The sequence below is a fragment of the Rudaea cellulosilytica DSM 22992 genome, from assembly GCF_000378125.1.
GTDB lineage: Bacteria > Pseudomonadota > Gammaproteobacteria > Xanthomonadales > Rhodanobacteraceae > Rudaea > Rudaea cellulosilytica.
This window is the reverse complement of the sequence record NZ_KB899241.1, coordinates 1,624,803-1,642,802: the sequence shown is the minus strand read 5'-3', so window position 1 is coordinate 1,642,802 and position 18,000 is coordinate 1,624,803. Positions and strand designations below refer to the sequence as shown.

General features: G+C 59.7%; 8 protein-coding genes. 2 read left to right on the top strand and 6 right to left on the bottom strand.

The features are described 5' to 3' along the window. Window positions 1-120 precede the first annotated feature (120 nt). Complete coding sequence (locus F455_RS0107280) at window positions 121-1,353, top strand: glycoside hydrolase family 27 protein (RefSeq protein ID WP_051084131.1); 1,233 nt, start codon at window positions 121-123, stop codon at window positions 1,351-1,353. Between the two features lie 78 nt (window positions 1,354-1,431). On the opposite strand, the gene F455_RS0107275 is transcribed toward F455_RS0107280, so the two are convergent. From F455_RS0107275 to F455_RS0107255, 4 genes are all read right to left on the bottom strand, one after another. After that, the gene (locus tag F455_RS0107275) at window positions 1,432-3,744 is read right to left on the bottom strand and encodes a glycosyl hydrolase family 95 catalytic domain-containing protein (protein WP_018972621.1); all 2,313 of its coding nucleotides are present in this window, start codon (window positions 3,742-3,744) and stop codon (window positions 1,432-1,434) included. Window positions 3,745-4,139: 395 nt separating this feature from the next. Continuing rightward, window positions 4,140-6,884, bottom strand: coding sequence for a carbohydrate-binding protein (locus F455_RS0107265; protein ID WP_018972619.1), 2,745 nt, complete (start codon window positions 6,882-6,884; stop codon window positions 4,140-4,142). 33 nt (window positions 6,885-6,917) lie between these two features. Next, a complete protein-coding gene (locus tag F455_RS0107260) occupies window positions 6,918-7,946 on the bottom strand; it encodes a DUF1565 domain-containing protein (protein ID WP_157578512.1) in 1,029 nt (342 codons plus the stop codon). Between the two features lie 337 nt (window positions 7,947-8,283). Beyond that, window positions 8,284-12,465, bottom strand: a complete 4,182-nt coding sequence (locus F455_RS0107255; RefSeq protein ID WP_018972617.1) for a DUF7402 domain-containing protein — start codon at window positions 12,463-12,465, stop codon at window positions 8,284-8,286. Window positions 12,466-12,890: 425 nt separating this feature from the next. Here F455_RS0107255 and F455_RS0107250 point away from each other — a divergent pair, with 425 nt between their 5' ends. After that, window positions 12,891-13,562, top strand: coding sequence for a LuxR C-terminal-related transcriptional regulator (locus F455_RS0107250; protein ID WP_018972616.1), 672 nt, complete (start codon window positions 12,891-12,893; stop codon window positions 13,560-13,562). Between the two features lie 37 nt (window positions 13,563-13,599). Here the strand turns inward: F455_RS0107250 and F455_RS0107245 are convergent, their stop codons facing one another. Further along, window positions 13,600-14,802, bottom strand: coding sequence for an MFS transporter (locus F455_RS0107245; RefSeq protein WP_083918818.1), 1,203 nt, complete (start codon window positions 14,800-14,802; stop codon window positions 13,600-13,602). Window positions 14,803-15,029: 227 nt separating this feature from the next. Beyond that, complete coding sequence (locus tag F455_RS0107240) at window positions 15,030-17,906, bottom strand: TonB-dependent receptor (protein ID WP_018972614.1); 2,877 nt, start codon at window positions 17,904-17,906, stop codon at window positions 15,030-15,032. Window positions 17,907-18,000 lie beyond the last annotated feature (94 nt).

The following is an 18,000-nucleotide window of genomic DNA, read 5'->3' as shown; positions in this document are numbered from 1 at the left end:
ATTCGGATGATCTGTCAAATTGACACTGACGCAATGTGCTCAGGAATCAAGGCGCCCGGATAAACCAACGGCGAGCTTTCAGCCAGTTGTGGCAGAAGATATTAGGTGAAGGAAACTCGCATGACGGCAAAAGACAGAATTCACTGCCTTTACGTGTTCGTTGCGACATCGGTACTGCTTGCCGCCTATGCACACGCCGCCGCACCCTCGACGCTGGCGGCGACGCCGCCGATGGGCTGGAACGGCTGGTACCAGTTTGGCGCCAAGGTGACCGAGCAGAACATCCGCGACGCCGCCGACACGATGGTCGCAAGCGGCATGCGCGACGCTGGCTACATCTATCTGAATATGGATGACGGCTGGCAGGGCAAGCGCGACGCCAGCGGCATACTGCAACCGAACGAGCGCTTTCATGACATGAAGGCGCTGGCCGACTACGTCCACGCCAAGGGACTGAAGCTGGGCATCTATACCTCGCCGGGCGGCAAGACCTGCGCGGGCTACCCTGGTTCACTCGGGCACGAGGAGCAGGATGCCAAGACCTATGCCACTTGGGGGGTCGACCTCGTCAAGTACGACCTGTGTAGCTTCATCGACGACTCGATGAAGAAGCGCCATCCCAACGATGCTGCCGCGCAGACACGCCTGATGATCGATGCCTACGTGAAGATGCGGCGCGCGATCGACGCCAGCGGTCGACCGATGGTTTACTCGCTATGCCAATACGGCATGGGCGCAGTGTGGGAATGGGGTGCATCCGAGGCCGTTGGCGGCAACCTTTGGCGTACCGGGCCGGATGTGGGTCTGCGCGGCCTATACTGGAACGACATCTACTACAACGCGAGCGTGCAGGCGGGGCTCGCCCGCTACGCCGGACCGGGCCACTGGAACGATCCGGACATCCTCGAGGTCGGCGTCACCATCGACAAGATCGCTCTTTCCGCGCCGGAGAACCGCGCGCATTTCAGCCTATGGGCGATCATGGCCGCACCGCTGCTGGCAGGCAACGACATCGCCCACATGACGGCCGACGTGCGCACCGTGCTTACCAACCGCGACGTCATCGCCATTGACCAGGACCCACTGGGACAGCAGGGTCAGCGCGTCCATGTCGACGGCGCGATCGAGGTATGGACCAGGCACCTGGCAAACGGCGACCTGGCGGTGGCGGTCTTCAATCTGGGCGAGGAGCGCACCGCCGAACGGCCGCTCTATCTCGACCCGGCCGCGTTCGGATTGCAGGGCCCGCAGACCGGCAAGGATCTGTGGACCGGCAAGACAGTGACACTCGATGCTCGTCGACCGCTCACGCTTCAGACCCACGACGTGTTGCTGGTGCGCGTGCACAAGTAAAAGCCCGGCTCGCGAGCCTGACCTGCACGGCACCTTCGCTGCGCTGCACACGCGACCAAGTAATTCGATTCGTGGGTGTTATTTTTCGAACGACGCCGCGAGCGTCTGCCCGGCTTTGGCGTCGAACTCGTAGTTGGCGCCGACCTTGCGCACACCGTCCATGGACCACAGCGGCGCACGTCCGTTGAAATTGTCGCGGATGCGGACGATGCCGTCGTGATGCGCGGTCAGTCGGAAGGATACCGTCTTGCCACCCGCGCGCACCGCGGAGACCGAGACGCCGCCCTCCGCGCGCAGATCCTCGAACGAGGCGTCAGCCCACTCAGATGGCGTGGCCGGGAAGATGCGGATCACGCTCGTGTCGCGCACACCGGGCGTGGGGCTCCAGCTTTGCAGCAGCATCTCGTGCACCGCCTGCGCGGCAAGGAAGTTTCCCTCGAGCGTGAACGGTCGGTAGTGGGACTCGGCATAGCCTCGTTTCGTCTGGTCGCCGTTGAGATGGAATCCGTTGCGCGAAATGAAAGCCTCGACAAAGATTTTCAGATACTTCAGCGCGTCTTCGGCATCGCCAATGCGCGCGCGCAAGCAGGACATCCAAGTGAAGCTGTAGCCGACCCAGGCGCGGGTGCCGAGTTTGTCCCACTCGGCGAGCGAAGCCTTGATGCGGCGACGATCCTCATCCGAGCCTTCGACCGTGATCAGGTTGAACGGATACAGTCCGATCAGATTCGACAGATGCCGGTGCGACGACGGCAATGCAGTCACCGCGTCGAGCAGCAGACGCCCGTCATCTGCTGCGTGGTAGTCGCCGAGTCTGGCGGCGAGCGCCGCCCAGTCGGCGGCCTCCGCCGTGAGGTTCTGCGCCGCCGCCATCTCGCGTAAGGCGAGAAAAAGCATGCGCAGAGTCATCAGGTCGAAGTTGCTGTTCGGCGTGAGCCAGGACTTGGGGCTGTCGTCGAAAATTTCCGGTGAGGTCGAGAGCGGCAGCACGAGCCGGCCGGACGCATCGGGCTTGAGCAGTTGCCTGAGGGAGATGCCGATGTCCTTGCTCCACGGATAGGCGCGTTCGGCGAGGAACCTGGCATCGCCGGTGTAGCGCCAATGCAGGTAAAACAGATGCGCGCTCCAGGCGCCCATCGTCGGCGACGTCGAGTACTGGCCCCAGCCGCCGAGCGGGTTGCCTGCGAGGGTCATGACCCCGGGTGGGTTTGCGCCATCGGTGCCAAAAAAATCGTGTGCGAACTTGCGGAATTTCGGTCGCAGCTTCCAGAGGAAATCAAGATAGGCGGCGCCCTCATCGAAATGCCCCGCGGTCTGGTACGCGATGTAGGTCATCTGCGTATTCAGATCGTTGTGGTAATCGCCCTTCCATGGCGGGAGCTGGCCGTTGTCTGCGGTCCATACGCCCTGCAGCGGCATCGGCGGCGCGCCGCGCCGCGATGCTGCGCCATAGAAGTATTGCGCGATGTCGTATTGACGCTGGATATCGGCGTCGGGGATGGTTACGCGCGACCGCGACCAGAAATTCTGCCAGCTGCGTTGGTGCGATTTGAGTCCGTTGTCATAGCCTTCGGCGAGTGCCACCTTGGCGCGCTGCCGCGCGATGGCGAGCGGGTCGGCACCATCTTGCGTGCTGGTGATGGCCACCGCAAAGACTGCCCCATCGGACGTGTCCTTCCTCTGCACGTACACGCAGTATTTGAGTTTGTCCGCGGCTTGCTGGACATACCAGCGCGCGTCTGCGTCCCTACCCTTGAGCGCTTCCGGGTAGCCGAGCCTGGCGGTGCCGCCACCCGAAGAGGATTCCTCTGCGACACCGGCACTCGCGCGCGAGACATCGCCGGTGGACATGAGCCGAATGTCTTTAACACCCTCGGGAAACCGGAGCATCGCGACCGGACGGTTGGCGTGAAAGAACGCCGTCGCGGCAACGCCGGTAGCGGAGTCGGCGCGGGCCTCGGCAGCGGCAAGATTGAGCGAGAACGCAGAGAGCTTGATCGCCGGATCAAGGTCGAACTCGATGCGGCCGACCGGGAGTTTGGTCGGGAACGGCTCAAGCCAGGGCGCATCGAGAATCCTGTTGATCTCGGCGTAGTTACTCTCCGCTTTCAGCTTGAGGATCGTCGCATAGTTGAACTGCTTCGGGTCGTAGGCCTTTGCCGGCCGTTCGTCCCACAGATCACCTCGATCTAGCGACAGGCGCAGCGTGGAACCGGAGCCCCAAAGGAGGCCGCCGGTCAGTCCGTTGCCCAAGGGGATCGCCTCGTCCCAGGAATCGATGGGCGCAGTGAGACGCACAACGTTCTGCAAAGGCGCTGCGGCTCTGGCTTCGCCGGAGAGGCCGATTGCCATCGCCATGGCGCTGAAGAAAGCGAGGAGGCGAAGCGTCATCTCGAATCACACCGAAAGGATTGTGCCGAAATTAGAAATATCACCGATAAGCACCAAAGGAACCCGCCAGCGCGTGGGGTGCATTCTGTTTCGTCATTCAATTCAGTTTCCTCAATGTATGGCACTTCTTGACGGCGGGAATCACAGGCGACGTTCTGGGCTTGCGCGCACCGATCAAATTGATCAGCCGGACCGATCCATACCGATCACATGACCGACGCTGATCACCGGCAAATAAGGTATGACCTCTTTCGTCCAGAAGCAGACTTACGGGTATTGGAAATGCTTGCCCTCAAGCACCTCAGGTAAGACATGAAGTTCAAAGGGCCGCGCACACGGCGCGGCCCTCGCATTACATCGACGTCATGCCTGTCTGTCCTTGCGCTCCGAACTTGCTACTGCAGCGAGAACCAGTGCAGGTTCCAACCATTGTTCGATACCAGCAAACGGACCGTGTGCTGGCCCGCGGGCAGGGTGAGCGTGTCGGTCACCGTAGTCCAGTTCTGCCAGCCGCCGGTGCTCGGCAGGGACGTGCTCTTGACCGTCGAGCCATCCACCTGGAACGCAACCAAGCCGGTGTAGCCGGAGTTGACCGCAACGCGATAGCTCACGGTATAGCTGCCCGCGGTGGCTACGTTGACGCTATAGTCCATGGTGGAACCGTTCGAGAACCAGCCGACGCCCTGCGTGGTGCCGCTATCCGTCACGGAGATGACCTGCACTCCCGAACTGGCCGCGACGTAGCTGGGTCCATCGATCTGACCGGGCAACGACTGTCTCGTGGATGTCAGCGTGAACGAGCCGAAGTTCCAGCCGTTGGCGACCACCTTAATCCTGATGGTGTGTGAGCCCGCGGTCAGCGACACAGGGGTGGCGGAGACCGTCTCCCAGCTGTCCCAGCCGCCGGATACCGGCAACGAAGTCGTTGTCTGCGCCACACCGTCAACGAGGAACTGGGCGCTCGCCCCGGAGTTGTTGACCGCCACCCGGTAGTTCAGCGTGTAGGTGTCCGTCGCGGTAACAATGACGTTGTAGTCCATGGTGTTGTTCGCGCTGAGGTAGCCGACTGCCGGTCCCTCCGAACTGGAAACCGTCTGGATCGCGCCCGACTCGGCGTCATAGTCGATCGCCTTGATCTTGCTTGGCACCGCGTGCGCGAGATAGCTCAGTTGGGCCGACTTGAAGTTCCACCCATTCTGCGTGACCAGCAGCCGGATCGTGTGCAGGCCGGCGGTCAGCGTGACCTGGTCGTTGACGTTGGACCAGTTGTACCAGCCGCCGGTGGGCGCGAAGGTGGTTGTCTTCTGTGCCACGCCATCGACGATGAACTGCACGGCGCCGTTGTACGGCGAAATGTCCGCGATGCGGTAGGTCACCTGGTACACGCCGTCCTTCGCCACGTTGGCGAAGTAGTCCATGTAGGAACCATTCGAGAACCAGCCGACGGCGTGGCTGCCATCCGCAGGATCATTGATCACCTGCGCGCCGCCGCCGAGGGCCGAGGTGTTGTCCGCGGTGAGCGTGCCGTTGATCGCGACCGGCTGGACCTGGTTGCCCGGCGGCGGCGCGGCGGTACCGCCGTAGACATAAATGTCGTCGAAGTAGTCGATCGCACCAGAGCCGTCCGGATCGCCGAGACTCATATAGTGGAACGACGCCATCGGCTGGGTCGCGACCACAGTTCCATCGATGGACATGACCACGTTCGAGCCGGAGGTGTAGTCCCACTTGAATTCGTGCCAGCCGAAACCGCGCGGCACCGTCGTCACCGTCGTAGTCGAGCCGCTCTTGACCAGGAAGTAGTCCGTGGAGACACGACCGTCGGTACCCAGCGCCTGCTGGGTCACGCCGTCATCGACGCGGCCCCACGAGTTCGGCAGGTGCTTGGCGTCCATGTCCGAATAGGCAAGATCGATTCTCCTGTCCATGAACTTCATCGTGACGATCTTGTTCAGATTGCTGGTGAACGTGCGCGTCAGCATCTGCCCGTTCGGATTCGCCGTCGTGTCGATGCGCAGCGACTTTTTGCCGAAGAACGGACCTTCCGCCATGTATACAGTCGACTGAACCGGCGTCCCCTTCTCGGCGATCCACTTGTTCGTCGTATCGATGCTCGCCCCCTCGAAGTCCTCCGAGAAGTAGATGTTGGCAGGCGGAGTCGGAGCGGCATGGGTGATCGCAAACTGCGTCGGGAACGCCGACGTCAGACCGATGTTCGCGTAGTCGATCAACGAGTCGTTGAAATTGTTGACGCCGCCGTTGTCCGGTGTGCCGTTATTCAGATTCCAGTTGGCGTTGGTGAAGCTCTGCCAACCGAGGTACGCGTCCATCGTGTAGCTCTGCGGGTTGGTGCACTTGATGTTGCTGAACTGCAGGCCGGACGCGCTGATCGCGAAGTCCACACACATGACCGTGTTCTTGTCGTGCATCGACGGGCTGGCGCCGATGTTGTCGATGATGAACTGGTCGAAGTAGTTGTAGTGCGCCGATCCCGGATCGTAGCTGTGCGGACTCGTGTACTGGTAGACCAGATCCTTGTTCATCAGCACCCAGCCGAACACCGCGCTGTCCTCACCGCCGTCCTGCTGGGCGTCGTGCACATAAACGTCGGAGAAATGGTTGCCGATCGTGTACATATCGGTCATCGGGTTGTACGCACCGTCGTAGGTCTGGTTGCGCAGGTAGCCGGCGTTGAGCAGGATGCCGCGGCGCGGCGAGTTGAAGATCTCGAGGTGCGACAGCGTGGAGTGGCCGGTGCTGGCCAGCGAGATTCCCGGCTGTGCGCCGGCAAGCCGGCCGATGTCGTCGATCAGCACGTTGCTGATCGTATGGTTGCCGTTGTACTTGCCGATGCCAGGGTAGCCGCCGTCCGAGTCGATGCCGCCCATGCCGAGGTGGTCGAGCTTGCTGTTGGTGACGGTCAGCGAGTCGTTGTCGCGGAACACCTCGATAGCGTTCATCCCGGCGTTGGTCACGCGCGAGTTCTGGATCGTGATGTGGTTGGTGTCGGTCAGCGTGATCGCGCCGACGTGATATTCGATCCGGTCGGTATCCTCGCAGTACGACGGGTTGGTGCTGCCGGTCGCTTCGGGCGGAAAGAACTGCATGCCGTAGCCGTCATAGGCGTTCCACGCGTACACGTAGTTGTTTGCGAACTCGGTGTCCTTGATGGTCTAGCCGTTCAGCACGATGTTGTGCACCTGCTGAGTGGGGTTCGGCACCGCGGAGAGGCTGGCCTTGTCGGCGCCCTTGAAATAGATCGCCTTCTGCATGGTCGGCCGGACCACCGACACGTTGATCGCGCCGGTTCCCGGATTAATCTCGGACGCGTTCGGGTAGTAGTAGAGCCAGCCGGTGGTCTTGTTGAGGTAGTACTCGCCCGGCGCATCGAGGAAGGACAGATTGCCCTGCACGAAGTATCGGTAGTCGCTGCTGAACGTCCAATGCGTACGGTTGACTTCCGGGTGCTGCGCGTCCTTGACCACGGTCAGGCGCTTGCCCGAGGTGTCGACGTTGCCGATCGGCAAGGTCTCCTGGTACCAGTCCGAACCCCCGGTGGCATAGCCGCTCCAGATGACGAACTGCGCGTCGAGCTGGCCGCGCGACTGTGCGTTGACCAGGCCCTGGATACTGTTGGCGTCGAGATCGGATCCGTAGGTGATGCTGTACGTATCGCCGCCGGTGGTGCGCAGGAACTGGTTCGAACTGGCAGGGAAGCGCGGGTCGTAGGTGTAGTTCTTCGACCGGGCCATGACCGCCCGATTGTCATTTACATATAGCGTGTTGAAGTTCGTGCCCGCCGGCAGCTGCGTCTTGAACACGTGGCCGACCGACGCCGATGGCAGATCATTGGCAAGGTCCGCACTGGTGGTCGTCTGCCATCCAGTGACGAGGCTGCCGCCGATGATGCGCACGCTGCCCGGCACGCCGTCGCCGCTCTGGTAGACGATGTTGTAGCCGTTCGTGCCGGAGTCGGCCGGCCCGAACGTCAGCGTGCTGGACAAGTAGTAGTCGCCCGGTGCGATGTTGACGTCGATGTCGCCGGTCATGTTCGCATTGACGGTCGCTACCTGCTGTCGCGCCATGTCGATGGTTCTGAACGGCGCGTTGGAAGTGCCCGGGTTGCTGTCGTTGCCGTTGACGCCGTCGACGTAGAACGTAACCTGCACTGACGCGTGCGCCGGTGTGACGGCCATGGTCATCGATGCCGCGACCGCTGCGCAAAGCGCCAGCGCTCGGGTGATGGTTCTTCTGATCTTTACTGTCACTGGAAGACCTCCCTCGTGATGTTTCGAATGGATTTTTGTCTTTGTTCTATGCGATCAAATTGGCGTTGATATAGGACTAGTAGATTCGTTTGCGATCCGTCACCCGTTGGTCGTGACCGTTGTAGCCGCGTAGAACGTCGCCCGTTTCGACGGCGCATACGCTTTGGGCGGCTGCAAGTAGCCGCTGAAGTTCGATGTGGGGAGGATTCATCGCTGGATCGGCAAAAAAAAATGGGCAGGCGATGAACCCATCGCCTGCCCTTCCGCTCGATCAATACACTTGGAACTCGGACAACCCCGGCAAACCCGAGTAAGAAGTGATTTGGAACTTAACCCAAGTCACGTTCTTCGTTGCGAACGTAAATGTATTCGCGGTGCCATCATTGTTCAGAGCCGCAACGGTGATCGAACTGCCATCGCTGAAGGTCAATGTTCCACCCAGCACTTGGTCGGTGGTGTTGTTGCGATCGTAGAGCACGATCTGGCTGATCGATTGGCTCGCGGACCAGTCGAGTCGACCCCATGGGCTGGTATCGGTATTGGCTGGCGCCCATTCGCCCGTTCCCAGCTGGCCGATGATGCCGTCCGTCATCTTGGCCGCAGAGTAGTTCGAGTTGTATTGGCTCGATGCCGATGCGGTGGCGCCTGGCGCGAGATTCACTTGCGCCACGTCGAGCACCTGCATCTCAGACAGTCCATTGGTGCCACTGCTGTTCGTCACCTGGAATTTCACCCAGGTCACGGTCTTTTCCGGGAAATAGACTTCCAAAGCCGCGCCGTTGTTCGGTATGCCCGTCACCGTGACGGAGCTGCCGTCGCTGAAGGTCAACGTGCCGCCTTGGGACCAGTCGGTGGTGTTCAGGCGATCATAGAAGACGATCTTGTTGGTCTTGACACTGCTGGTCCAGCTCATCTGGATCCAGGGATTCGCCTCGCTATTGGACGCCCACTCGCCGGTGCCCCATTGACCGATGATCCCGTCGGCCACGTTTGTCGCGGCATATTGGCTGCTGAATTGGCTCGATGCCGTGATATTGGCCGTCTTTGCCAGATTCCAGTCGTAGACCTGGAATTCGGCGAGCCCGTTGCAACCGCTGCTGCCCGTCACCTGGAATTTCACCCAGGTGATGCTTTTGTCCGCGAACGTGATCACTTTGACCGTACCGTTGTTCGGTATGCCCGTCACCGTGACCGAACTGCCATCGCTGAAGGTCAAGGTGCCACCCTGCGACCAGTCGCTGCTGTCGGGACGATCGTAAAGCACGATCTTGTTGACGATGTGGCTGCTCGACCAGCTCAACTGAATCCAGGGATTCGCTTCGCTGTTGGACGCCCATTCCCCGGTGCCTTGCAGGCCGACGATACCGTCGATGACGTTGGCTGCTGCGTATTGGCTGCTGTATACGCTCGAGGCGGTCACCGTTGCACTCGTGGCCAAATTCGTCGGCGGCACTGTGAGCGGCGGCGGCGGCGGCGTGACGGTGCCACCATAGATGTAAACCTGATCGTAGTAGCTCACGCCGAGACCATCGTCAGAACCAAGTTCGACGCGGCTGAAACTGGTTTGCGTCGCCAGCGTCTGCACCAGCGTACCGTCGATGTACATCTTCACGTCGGTGCCACTCGTGTAATCCCACTTCAGCTCGTGCCATCCATACGTGCGCGGCACGGTCGTCAAAACTTCCGACGATCCCACCAGGACGACATAGCTCTCGTTGCTGAACGCCGTATCCATGCCAAGACCGAGCACATTGATGCCATCGTCTGCTCTGGCGATCGATTTGACGTTCGTCGAAATCGTCTTGCCGATGCCGCTGTAGTTCACCGGCTTCAGGTTCTGCCGATCGAACAACCTCATCGAGACGATCTTGTTCAACGAGGTGCCAAAATCGCGGTACAGCACCGGCTTGGAGCCCGAAGCAGCGGCGTCGCTGTCGAGCTTCAACGATGACTTGCCGTTGAACACGCCCTCCGACATCCATTCCGTCGAGATAAGCGGTTGATTGCCGCGATACATCCATTTCGACTGATCGAGGCCGCTCTCGAACGCATCCTTGAAGTAGATATTGCTCGGCTCCTGGAAGGTGATCCGCGCTGGCAGGTACGCGCTCGGATAGCTCGCGTTGACGCCGATATTCGCATAATCGATCAACGAGTCGTCGAAGGGATAAACAGTAGAAGTGAAATCGATGTTCGCGTTGACGAATTTGGCGCCGCCCTCGAAGTTGTAGTGCTGCGGATTCACCGACTTGAAATTCTTCACTTCGAAGTTGGAGTAGTCGCCCATGTCGAAATTCACACCATTCGGCGCGATGTCCTTCATGCTCGGATTCGCGCCGACGCCGTCGACCAGCATCTGGTTGATGAAGTTGGGCAGCGCGCCGTAGAGGAAGCAGCCGAAAAACGCACCGTCATCGCCGCCATCCTGTTGCGCATTGTGCAGATAGATGCCGTTGAAGTGATTGTCGTGCGCATACAAGTCGGTTGCCGGATTGAAATCGGCGTCGCCGGCCGGCGAGGCCGGTGGGGCGTGATAGCTGGGCTCGCGGTTGTAGCCGCCCGAAAGGAAGATCCCTCGCCTCGAAGAATTGAAGACCTCGAGGTTGGAGAACGTGTTGTAGCCCGAGTTTATGATGGTCATGCCGCTCGCAGAACCGACCAACTGGCCCACGTCATGAACGATCGTGTTGGTGACCGTGTTGTAGCTGTTGTAGCCATTGCCCGCAGCGTCTCCGCCCAGGCCCGGATAGCCCCCTTCCAGTTCGATGCCGATGTTGCCTACGCCTTCCACGAGGGTGTTGCTGATCGTGTCGTATTGGTTGGCGAGATAAAGGTTGATGCCCATCATGCCGGCATTCTTGACGTGCACGTTCGTCACCGTGATGTGGCTCGTATTCGTCAACTGTAGGACACCGTTCTGGAATGCCGGCCGTTCGGTTTGTTCGCAGTACGACGGCTGCTTCACGCCGGTGACCAATGCTTCCGGCGGGTAAGAACCGATGCCGTCGAGATCCCCGCGGTTCCACGCATAGCTGTAATAGTCAGGGAAATTCGTGTCCTTGATTTGCAGTCCGTCGAACGTGATGTTCGTGGCCGGGGTCGCGCGGGACGATCCCATCACCTCGATGACTTTGTCGACAGTGGGGATCACGATGTCCTGACTGCTGATGCTGCCCGAGCCCGCCACCGGGTAGTAGTACAGATATCCGGTGGTCTTGTTGAAGTAGTATTCGCCCGGTTGATCGAGGAAGGCCAGATTGCCTTGCAAGACAAACCTGGCGTTCTGGCCAATGGCGTAATGCGGTCGATAGGCTTCCGGATGTCCGGCCACGGTCTTGAAATTGATCGTGCCAGTGGAGGTATTGATGCTAGCGATGGGGATCGTATCGGTCATCCAGTCCCTTACATCCCAATCCCATACATACACCTGCACATCCAGATCACCGCGCGTCTGCGCATTGACGAGGCCTTGCTCGGCGGCGGCATCCAGATTCTTGCCGTACTCGGACGAGACGGTTACCGTCGAATTGGGCGCAATATTGGCGCTGGACGTGTTCCATACCTTGAACTCCGACAGGCCGTTGCAGCCGGTGCTGCCGGTTGCCTGAAACCGCACCCAGCTGACGGTCTTGTTCGAGAACGTCACGGTCTTGTCGGCGCCGTTGTTCGGGATCCCGGTGACGGCGATCGAACTGCCGTCGCTGAACGTCAATATCCCGCCCTGAATCCAGTCGCTCGTGTTCACGCGATCGTTGAGCGTGATCTGGTTGATCGTCTGGCTGCTGCTCCAGTTGAGCTGGATCCACGGATTGTTTTCGCTGTTTGACGCCCACTCGGTGCTCGAAGAATTGTCTACGGCGTTGTTCTTGGTGTACTGGGTGCCGACAAGATTGTAAGAAAGCGATGAGATGCTTCCACCTACGGCCGTCATGTAACCTGTATTTGTCGACGGGAACCCAGGGATTTGGCTTAAATTCTTGGTTCGCGCCATGACGGCGCGTTTATCGTTTACATACAACGTATTGAAATTGACCCCTGTTCCAACATACGTTTTGTAAACACTGCCTTCGGCCGCGGCGGGCAGATCGGCGTCGGCGCCTGTGCGTACCACGAGATTCCATGCGGACGTTATCTTGGTTCCGCCGATGAACTTCGCCGTGTCCACGCCATCCGTCGCTCGGTAGATGACGTTGTATCCGTTAGACCCCGAATCGGTTTCGGTGAATTCAATCGTGCTGCCGACGTAGTAGTTGCCGTAGGCGATGTTGACGACGATATCGCCAGTCATGCCGATATTGTTGGATCTGACGACATCGCGCGCTCGCGCAATCGTTGCGAATGGCTGCGTTTGCGTGCCCGGATTCGAATCGCTGCCGCTTGGCGATACATAAAAATTCGCCTGAACAGTCGCATGGACTAGAGCCGGAATGCTCGGTGCGATGGCTAGAAGCATCACAATGCGCGAAATTACGGATGGCCTTTTGGGCTCATTATTTTGTGCTGTCATAGTTATCCCTCCCGTGTATCTAAGTGTTTTAAAAATAGAGGGGGCATCTACGGTGCGTATTTTTCATCACCAAGTTCACCCCAAATTGGATGTGGGCAAAGACTCCTTGTGAGCTGCGAGTTTTTTTCGAAATTTTTTTAGGCGCTTTCTGCACCATGACTACCCGATCGACGATGCCGGGGCGGACTGATCTCCGTTGCGGCCCTGGGTGTCGCCCCGCAACCATCTCCTACTTCTCTCGAGACCGTGCCGCGCATAGCAATAGAGCAAAGGCACGCTAATGCGTTTTCACATTCCTGAACATCACGCGAACTAGTGATATTTCTTGTTTGATAATGTAATATCTCAAGAATTCACCAAGTGAATGGGCCATGCCAGAAGTCGTGCTCATAGTCCAGGACGAACCGTCTGCGCGAGCGCGTCTGTTTCGCATCCTTATGACGCTGGGGTATGCGGACGACGAGATCGTCTGCGTCAGTGACGTTGCCCAGGCCAAAGATGTGGCTGGAAGACATAGCCTCGAGATGGTGCTCGCTGATCTCAGAATGCCCGACCGCGACGACGTTGAACTGATTGCCTGGCTCCGCTCCATCAACAAATCGCTGCCGATACTTGTGGTTTCGGCCTGGAATGTTGAAGAAATGGTTCTCGACGCGATCCGCGCAGGCGCAAATGGCTATCTGCTGAAAGAGCGCGACGATCTGGAAATTGCAGTGCTACTCAAGACCGTAGCAAACGGCGGCGCGCCGATCGATCCTTTCATAACGCGGCATATTCTCGGTTTGGCGAATGGCTCAACCCCAAACAGGGCTGCGTCCAAACCGGACATTGCAGAGGAGCTGCCTGGCGGCCTCTTGTCGAAGCGAGAACTGGCCATCCTGACCCGCGTTGCAGAGGGCATGAGCAACCGTGAAATCGCCGAGGTATTGAACATATCGCAATGGACGGTCGATACCCATATCCGGCATATCTACGGCAAGCTTAAGGTCAACTCGCGAACGCAGGCGGTGCGAACGGCACGCAGGCTCGGCCTGCTCTTCTGAACGTATCCGCCGGTATATCGCCTGCGTCCAATTGCCGTCAGGCAGCTTCAGATGGCAACGCAGTCAGGCGACTCGGTCCTTTTAAGCGCGCGACAACCCAGGCCGCCATCACGGCGGACAAGAGGCAGATAACTATCGCCGCATAGCCGTAGCTCTGCATTCCGTAGTTCGCGCCGAGGAAACCCGCCAAGGCCGTCCCGCCCGAAGCGAGCAGAATCTTGCCGCTGCCGGTGGCCGAGGCGACGCGACCTTTCGGGTCCACCCGCGCCGCCAGTCCGAAAATGAACGGATAGAGGAACCAGAACATCACTGTGAGCGCGCTGAACACGCTCCAGAATTGAGGTTGGTTCTTGGCCGTCGCGATGCCGAGGATGATGACGCCGACCAGCGGCAGGCCGATCAACAACGGCAGGACATTGCCGACCCGCTTGGAAACAAAAATCGCAATCACGCCGCCCGACGCGCCGATCAGCGAAACCACCGACATCCCGGCGCCCAAAGCCGTGCCTTCGAGGCCAACGGAATGCGCGATGCGCTCGAGAAAAACGTAGAGTCCGCTCACCGCTGCCGACATCAGGGCCATGGTCAGGACCACGCCTGCGGCGGAAGGCATGTCGAGACGATCCTTGGGCTTGTGCTGATCCGCGATGATTGTGTTTAGGGCCGTGGGTGAACTCTCGAACGATTTGAAGGAAATCAGGAATAGCGGCACGGCCAGGACCACGGCCAGGATGACGATGCCGCTGAACACACCCGCGGCACCATAGGTCTGCATGCCGTAACCGAGCATCGGATTGATGAGCACGCCGAGGAGCAAGGCGATGGTTCCTGCGGCGCCATAGGTTCGCTGCGGCGCCTCCGCACCTGCGCCGATCGCCGAAGCCAGCGAATAGACAAGACCGAACGCCGCGCCGGACACCGCCCGGACCAGGGCGAGCGCGCCGAGCTGGGTCACGTAAATGGACGCGATTTGCGCCGCGATGGCCAACAAGGTGGCGAAGATCAGCACCGCCTTTTTCGGCAGTCTATGCACGAAGGCGGACGCGCCCAACATCACGATGCCCATCGTGAAGACTTCGGCGGTGATCATCCAACTGGCCTGCTGGATGTCCAGATGCGCCGATTCAACCAGGCTGCCGGAGATCCACGGAATGGCGCTTTGCGCCGTGTTGCCGAGCGTGATGCCGAAGCCGACCACCAAGGTTCTGCGATCAGGAAAGAGGGAGGCTATCGAGGTCATCTGCGGCTCTGTGTCGTTTGTGGTTGCGGCTTCTCAACCGGGTGCCATCGATCGTGTCGACCGGCGCGGCCGCCGGTCACGAAAATCCGATGCAATTCTCGAGCATGTTGCCACCATCGAAGGTGGCGCGGTTCAAAAACAGCTGTGGGCACGCTCATTTTCCGTCGACCTCCCCGTTGGAGGTCTGATGAAAACGAGACGTGCCCACACTGACAGCTAGGGACCTATCAGAACTTGGCGCGCACCCCGAACTCGAGTCGGCGACCGACAATCTGGTACGCCAGTGCATCTTGCGGCTGGTTGGCGTAGAGCCGGTTGTTCGAATTGCCAAGATTGACCACATCGGCGACGACAGTCCAATGCGGATCGATAGCGTAGGAAACCGAGGCGTCGACCTGTCCGTAGTGGTCGTTGTATTCCGTCATGCCGAAGATGTCCTGGCCGATCAGAACATAACGACCACGGTAGGTGTAGGCCACGCGCGCACTGAAACCGTCCTTCTCGTAGAACACTGCGGTATTGAAGCTCTTCCTGGAAACGCCGTCGAACTCGATTGTCTTGCCCGCGAGCGTGCCGTTGGTGTATTTCGCCGAGCTGCCCGCGAGCGTACCGTTTACGAGGAAGCCGAAGCCGTTCTCGAAGACCTGTTGATAACCGAGTTCCAAACCATGGACCTTGGCACCGCCCTGGTTTTCGGGGGTAGTGAAGTGGCCCCAGACGTAGCCGAACCGCTCGACGTTGTCTGCATTGGAACCTGCAATGAAGTTGCCGATGTCCTTGTAATACACCGCCGCCCACAGCGCGCTGGACGGAGCCAGATACCACTCCAGACCGAGATCGTAGTTGGTGGCCTCGTAGGCTTTCAAACCCGGATTGCCACCGGCGGCGATGCGGTTGTTGGTTCCATTGTGGGAAGAGTCGTTGTCGCCAAAGTTGATGATGTTGAGCGACGGCGCCAACTGGGTCGCGAAGTCCGGCCGCGTCACACTCTTGCCAGCCGCAAAGCGTGCCAGCAGGTCATCGCGGATGTCGAGCTCGAGGTTGAGCACCGGCAGCAGATTGAAATAGCTGCTCTTGTAGTCCTTCGAGGTGACGCTGGTCGACGTGTACTGGAGATGGCCGAGATGCTGTTCGTCATAGACGATGGTGAACGGCCGGAAGTACCCGGTCGCCGATTCGTTCGTGCGTACGCCGCGGAATCCGACATTGCCCTTGAGTGGCATGCCGGCAATCTCGGTCTCCAAGTTGTCCTGGATATAGAACGCGTCGGTCTTCTCAGCCACGCTGTATGAGGAATTGGGATCGAATTTCATCGAGTATCCCGGCGTGTTCGGATCGATCTTCTTCAACGCGTCCAGCAACTGATCGGTATTCATGAAGAAGAGCTGATCGAGCGGGAAGGCGAACTGGCCGTTGCCGAAATTGCCGTCCGGATGAATTCCGCTCGCGCCGGTGAGGATGGGGAAAGCGCCATGGCCACCCGTATCACCGTAGTTATTTTTGTCAACATCGCGTTCGGCAAAACGCACGCCGAATTCGAGCTCGCGGGAGAGCGGCACATTATCGAGATCGAGCTTGCCGCCGAGAGCAAACGCCGTCTCGGATTGATTGTTTTGTTGCAATCCTATGCTCGCACCGCGCGCGAAATAACTGGCCCCATCGGAGGGTACGCTGGCGTTCGGCTTGATCTGGAACGTCGTGCCGTCGTAATAACTGGTATAGGGCCAGACGTAGGCGGTATTGACGCTGGTAAAGCCTCCGCCTAGCGATCCGTTGCCGCGCGCATAAGCGAGATCGGCGTTGAGGTGCAGGCTGCCAAGGTCTTTCTTGTAGTTCAAGCCCAATTGAGTCAACGAATCACGTTGTTGCTTGTCTTCGAACACATCGGTCGTGGTCGAGGTAACCGGCGACGTGGTGATGTTCCCATTGCTGGCGGTGAGGCCCGGCACGGTACAGTGAGTCTGGCCTGCGGCCAAGCTCTGCTGGCAGTCTCCCCAAGAACTGATCCCCGGCTTGCCCGGTGGCACCACCGCTGCCGGCGGATCGACGAACTGATAAGTGGCCGAAGTGCCGAACGTGGCGTAAAAAGACCGGTCGTCGCTCTTGCGCTTCGAATACAGCGCGTTCGCCGTCAACAAGCTGTCGTCGGCGAACTTCCAATCGGCCTTGACTTGAGCGGTCGTACGTTCGCGCGACTCGAGCTGCTGGCGCGCCATCATGGCCCACGGATAGCTCTGGCCGGTCAGGACCGGTTGCCCCGCGCCGCCTGAGACGTCCGGCAGGGCTGCCCAGTTGCTCGGCAAGCTCCAGCCGTAGGTGTCCATGCCGTCTTCGCGGATCGAGCGCTTCGAATACGTGAGGCTGCCCAGGATACCGAAATCCTTAGCGTCGTTTCTCCAGCTGCCGAGAACGGAGAAGCTCGGGTCCGTAGCCTTGTTGTTCTCGCGATACGTGGCGTTCGCCGAACCGAAGATGTGATTGCCGAGATCGATCGGATCGCGGGTCACAATGTTGACCACGCCGCCGATGCCGCCCTCGATCATCGCCGCGGTCGGCGACTTGTACACCTCGACGCGCTCCACGATTTCCGCCGGCAGCACGTCGAAGTTGGTCGCGCGACCAGTGCTTTCGCCCTGGCCGCCGTTGCGAATCGGTTCGCTGGTTACGGTGCCGCTGACCACGGTGCGGCCATCGACTTCACCACGCACGAAGTTGGGACTCAGGCCGCGGATCGAGACGAAGTCGCCTTCGCCGCGCGTTCTCTGGATCGTCACGCCCGGCACGCGCTGCAGCACTTCGGCGATGTTGGCGTCGGGCAGCTTGCCCACGTCTTCGGCGCTGATCGCGTCCACGAAAGACTCAGCGTTGCGCTTCACGTCGAGCCCTGCCTGGAGCGACTCGCGGATGCCGGTCACGACGACCGTTCCCATTTCCTGGGTCTGATCGGCTTTCTTCTTGGAAGCCGCATCCGACTCGCCCGCAGTGGCGGCCGGCTGACCGGCCGTGCCCGAGGGCGCCGCCGCATTTTGTGCACCTGCCATGATCGGCAGCAGTGCGGTTGCAATTGCCGTCGCCAGAACGACGCGCTTCAGAGTGATGGTCATGTCTTCGTTCCCCTCCCAGATGATAGTGGTTTGATAGCCGATGGTATCGAAATCTCTAATCTTGCATGTAAAATATCAGCAGAGTTTAGTGATG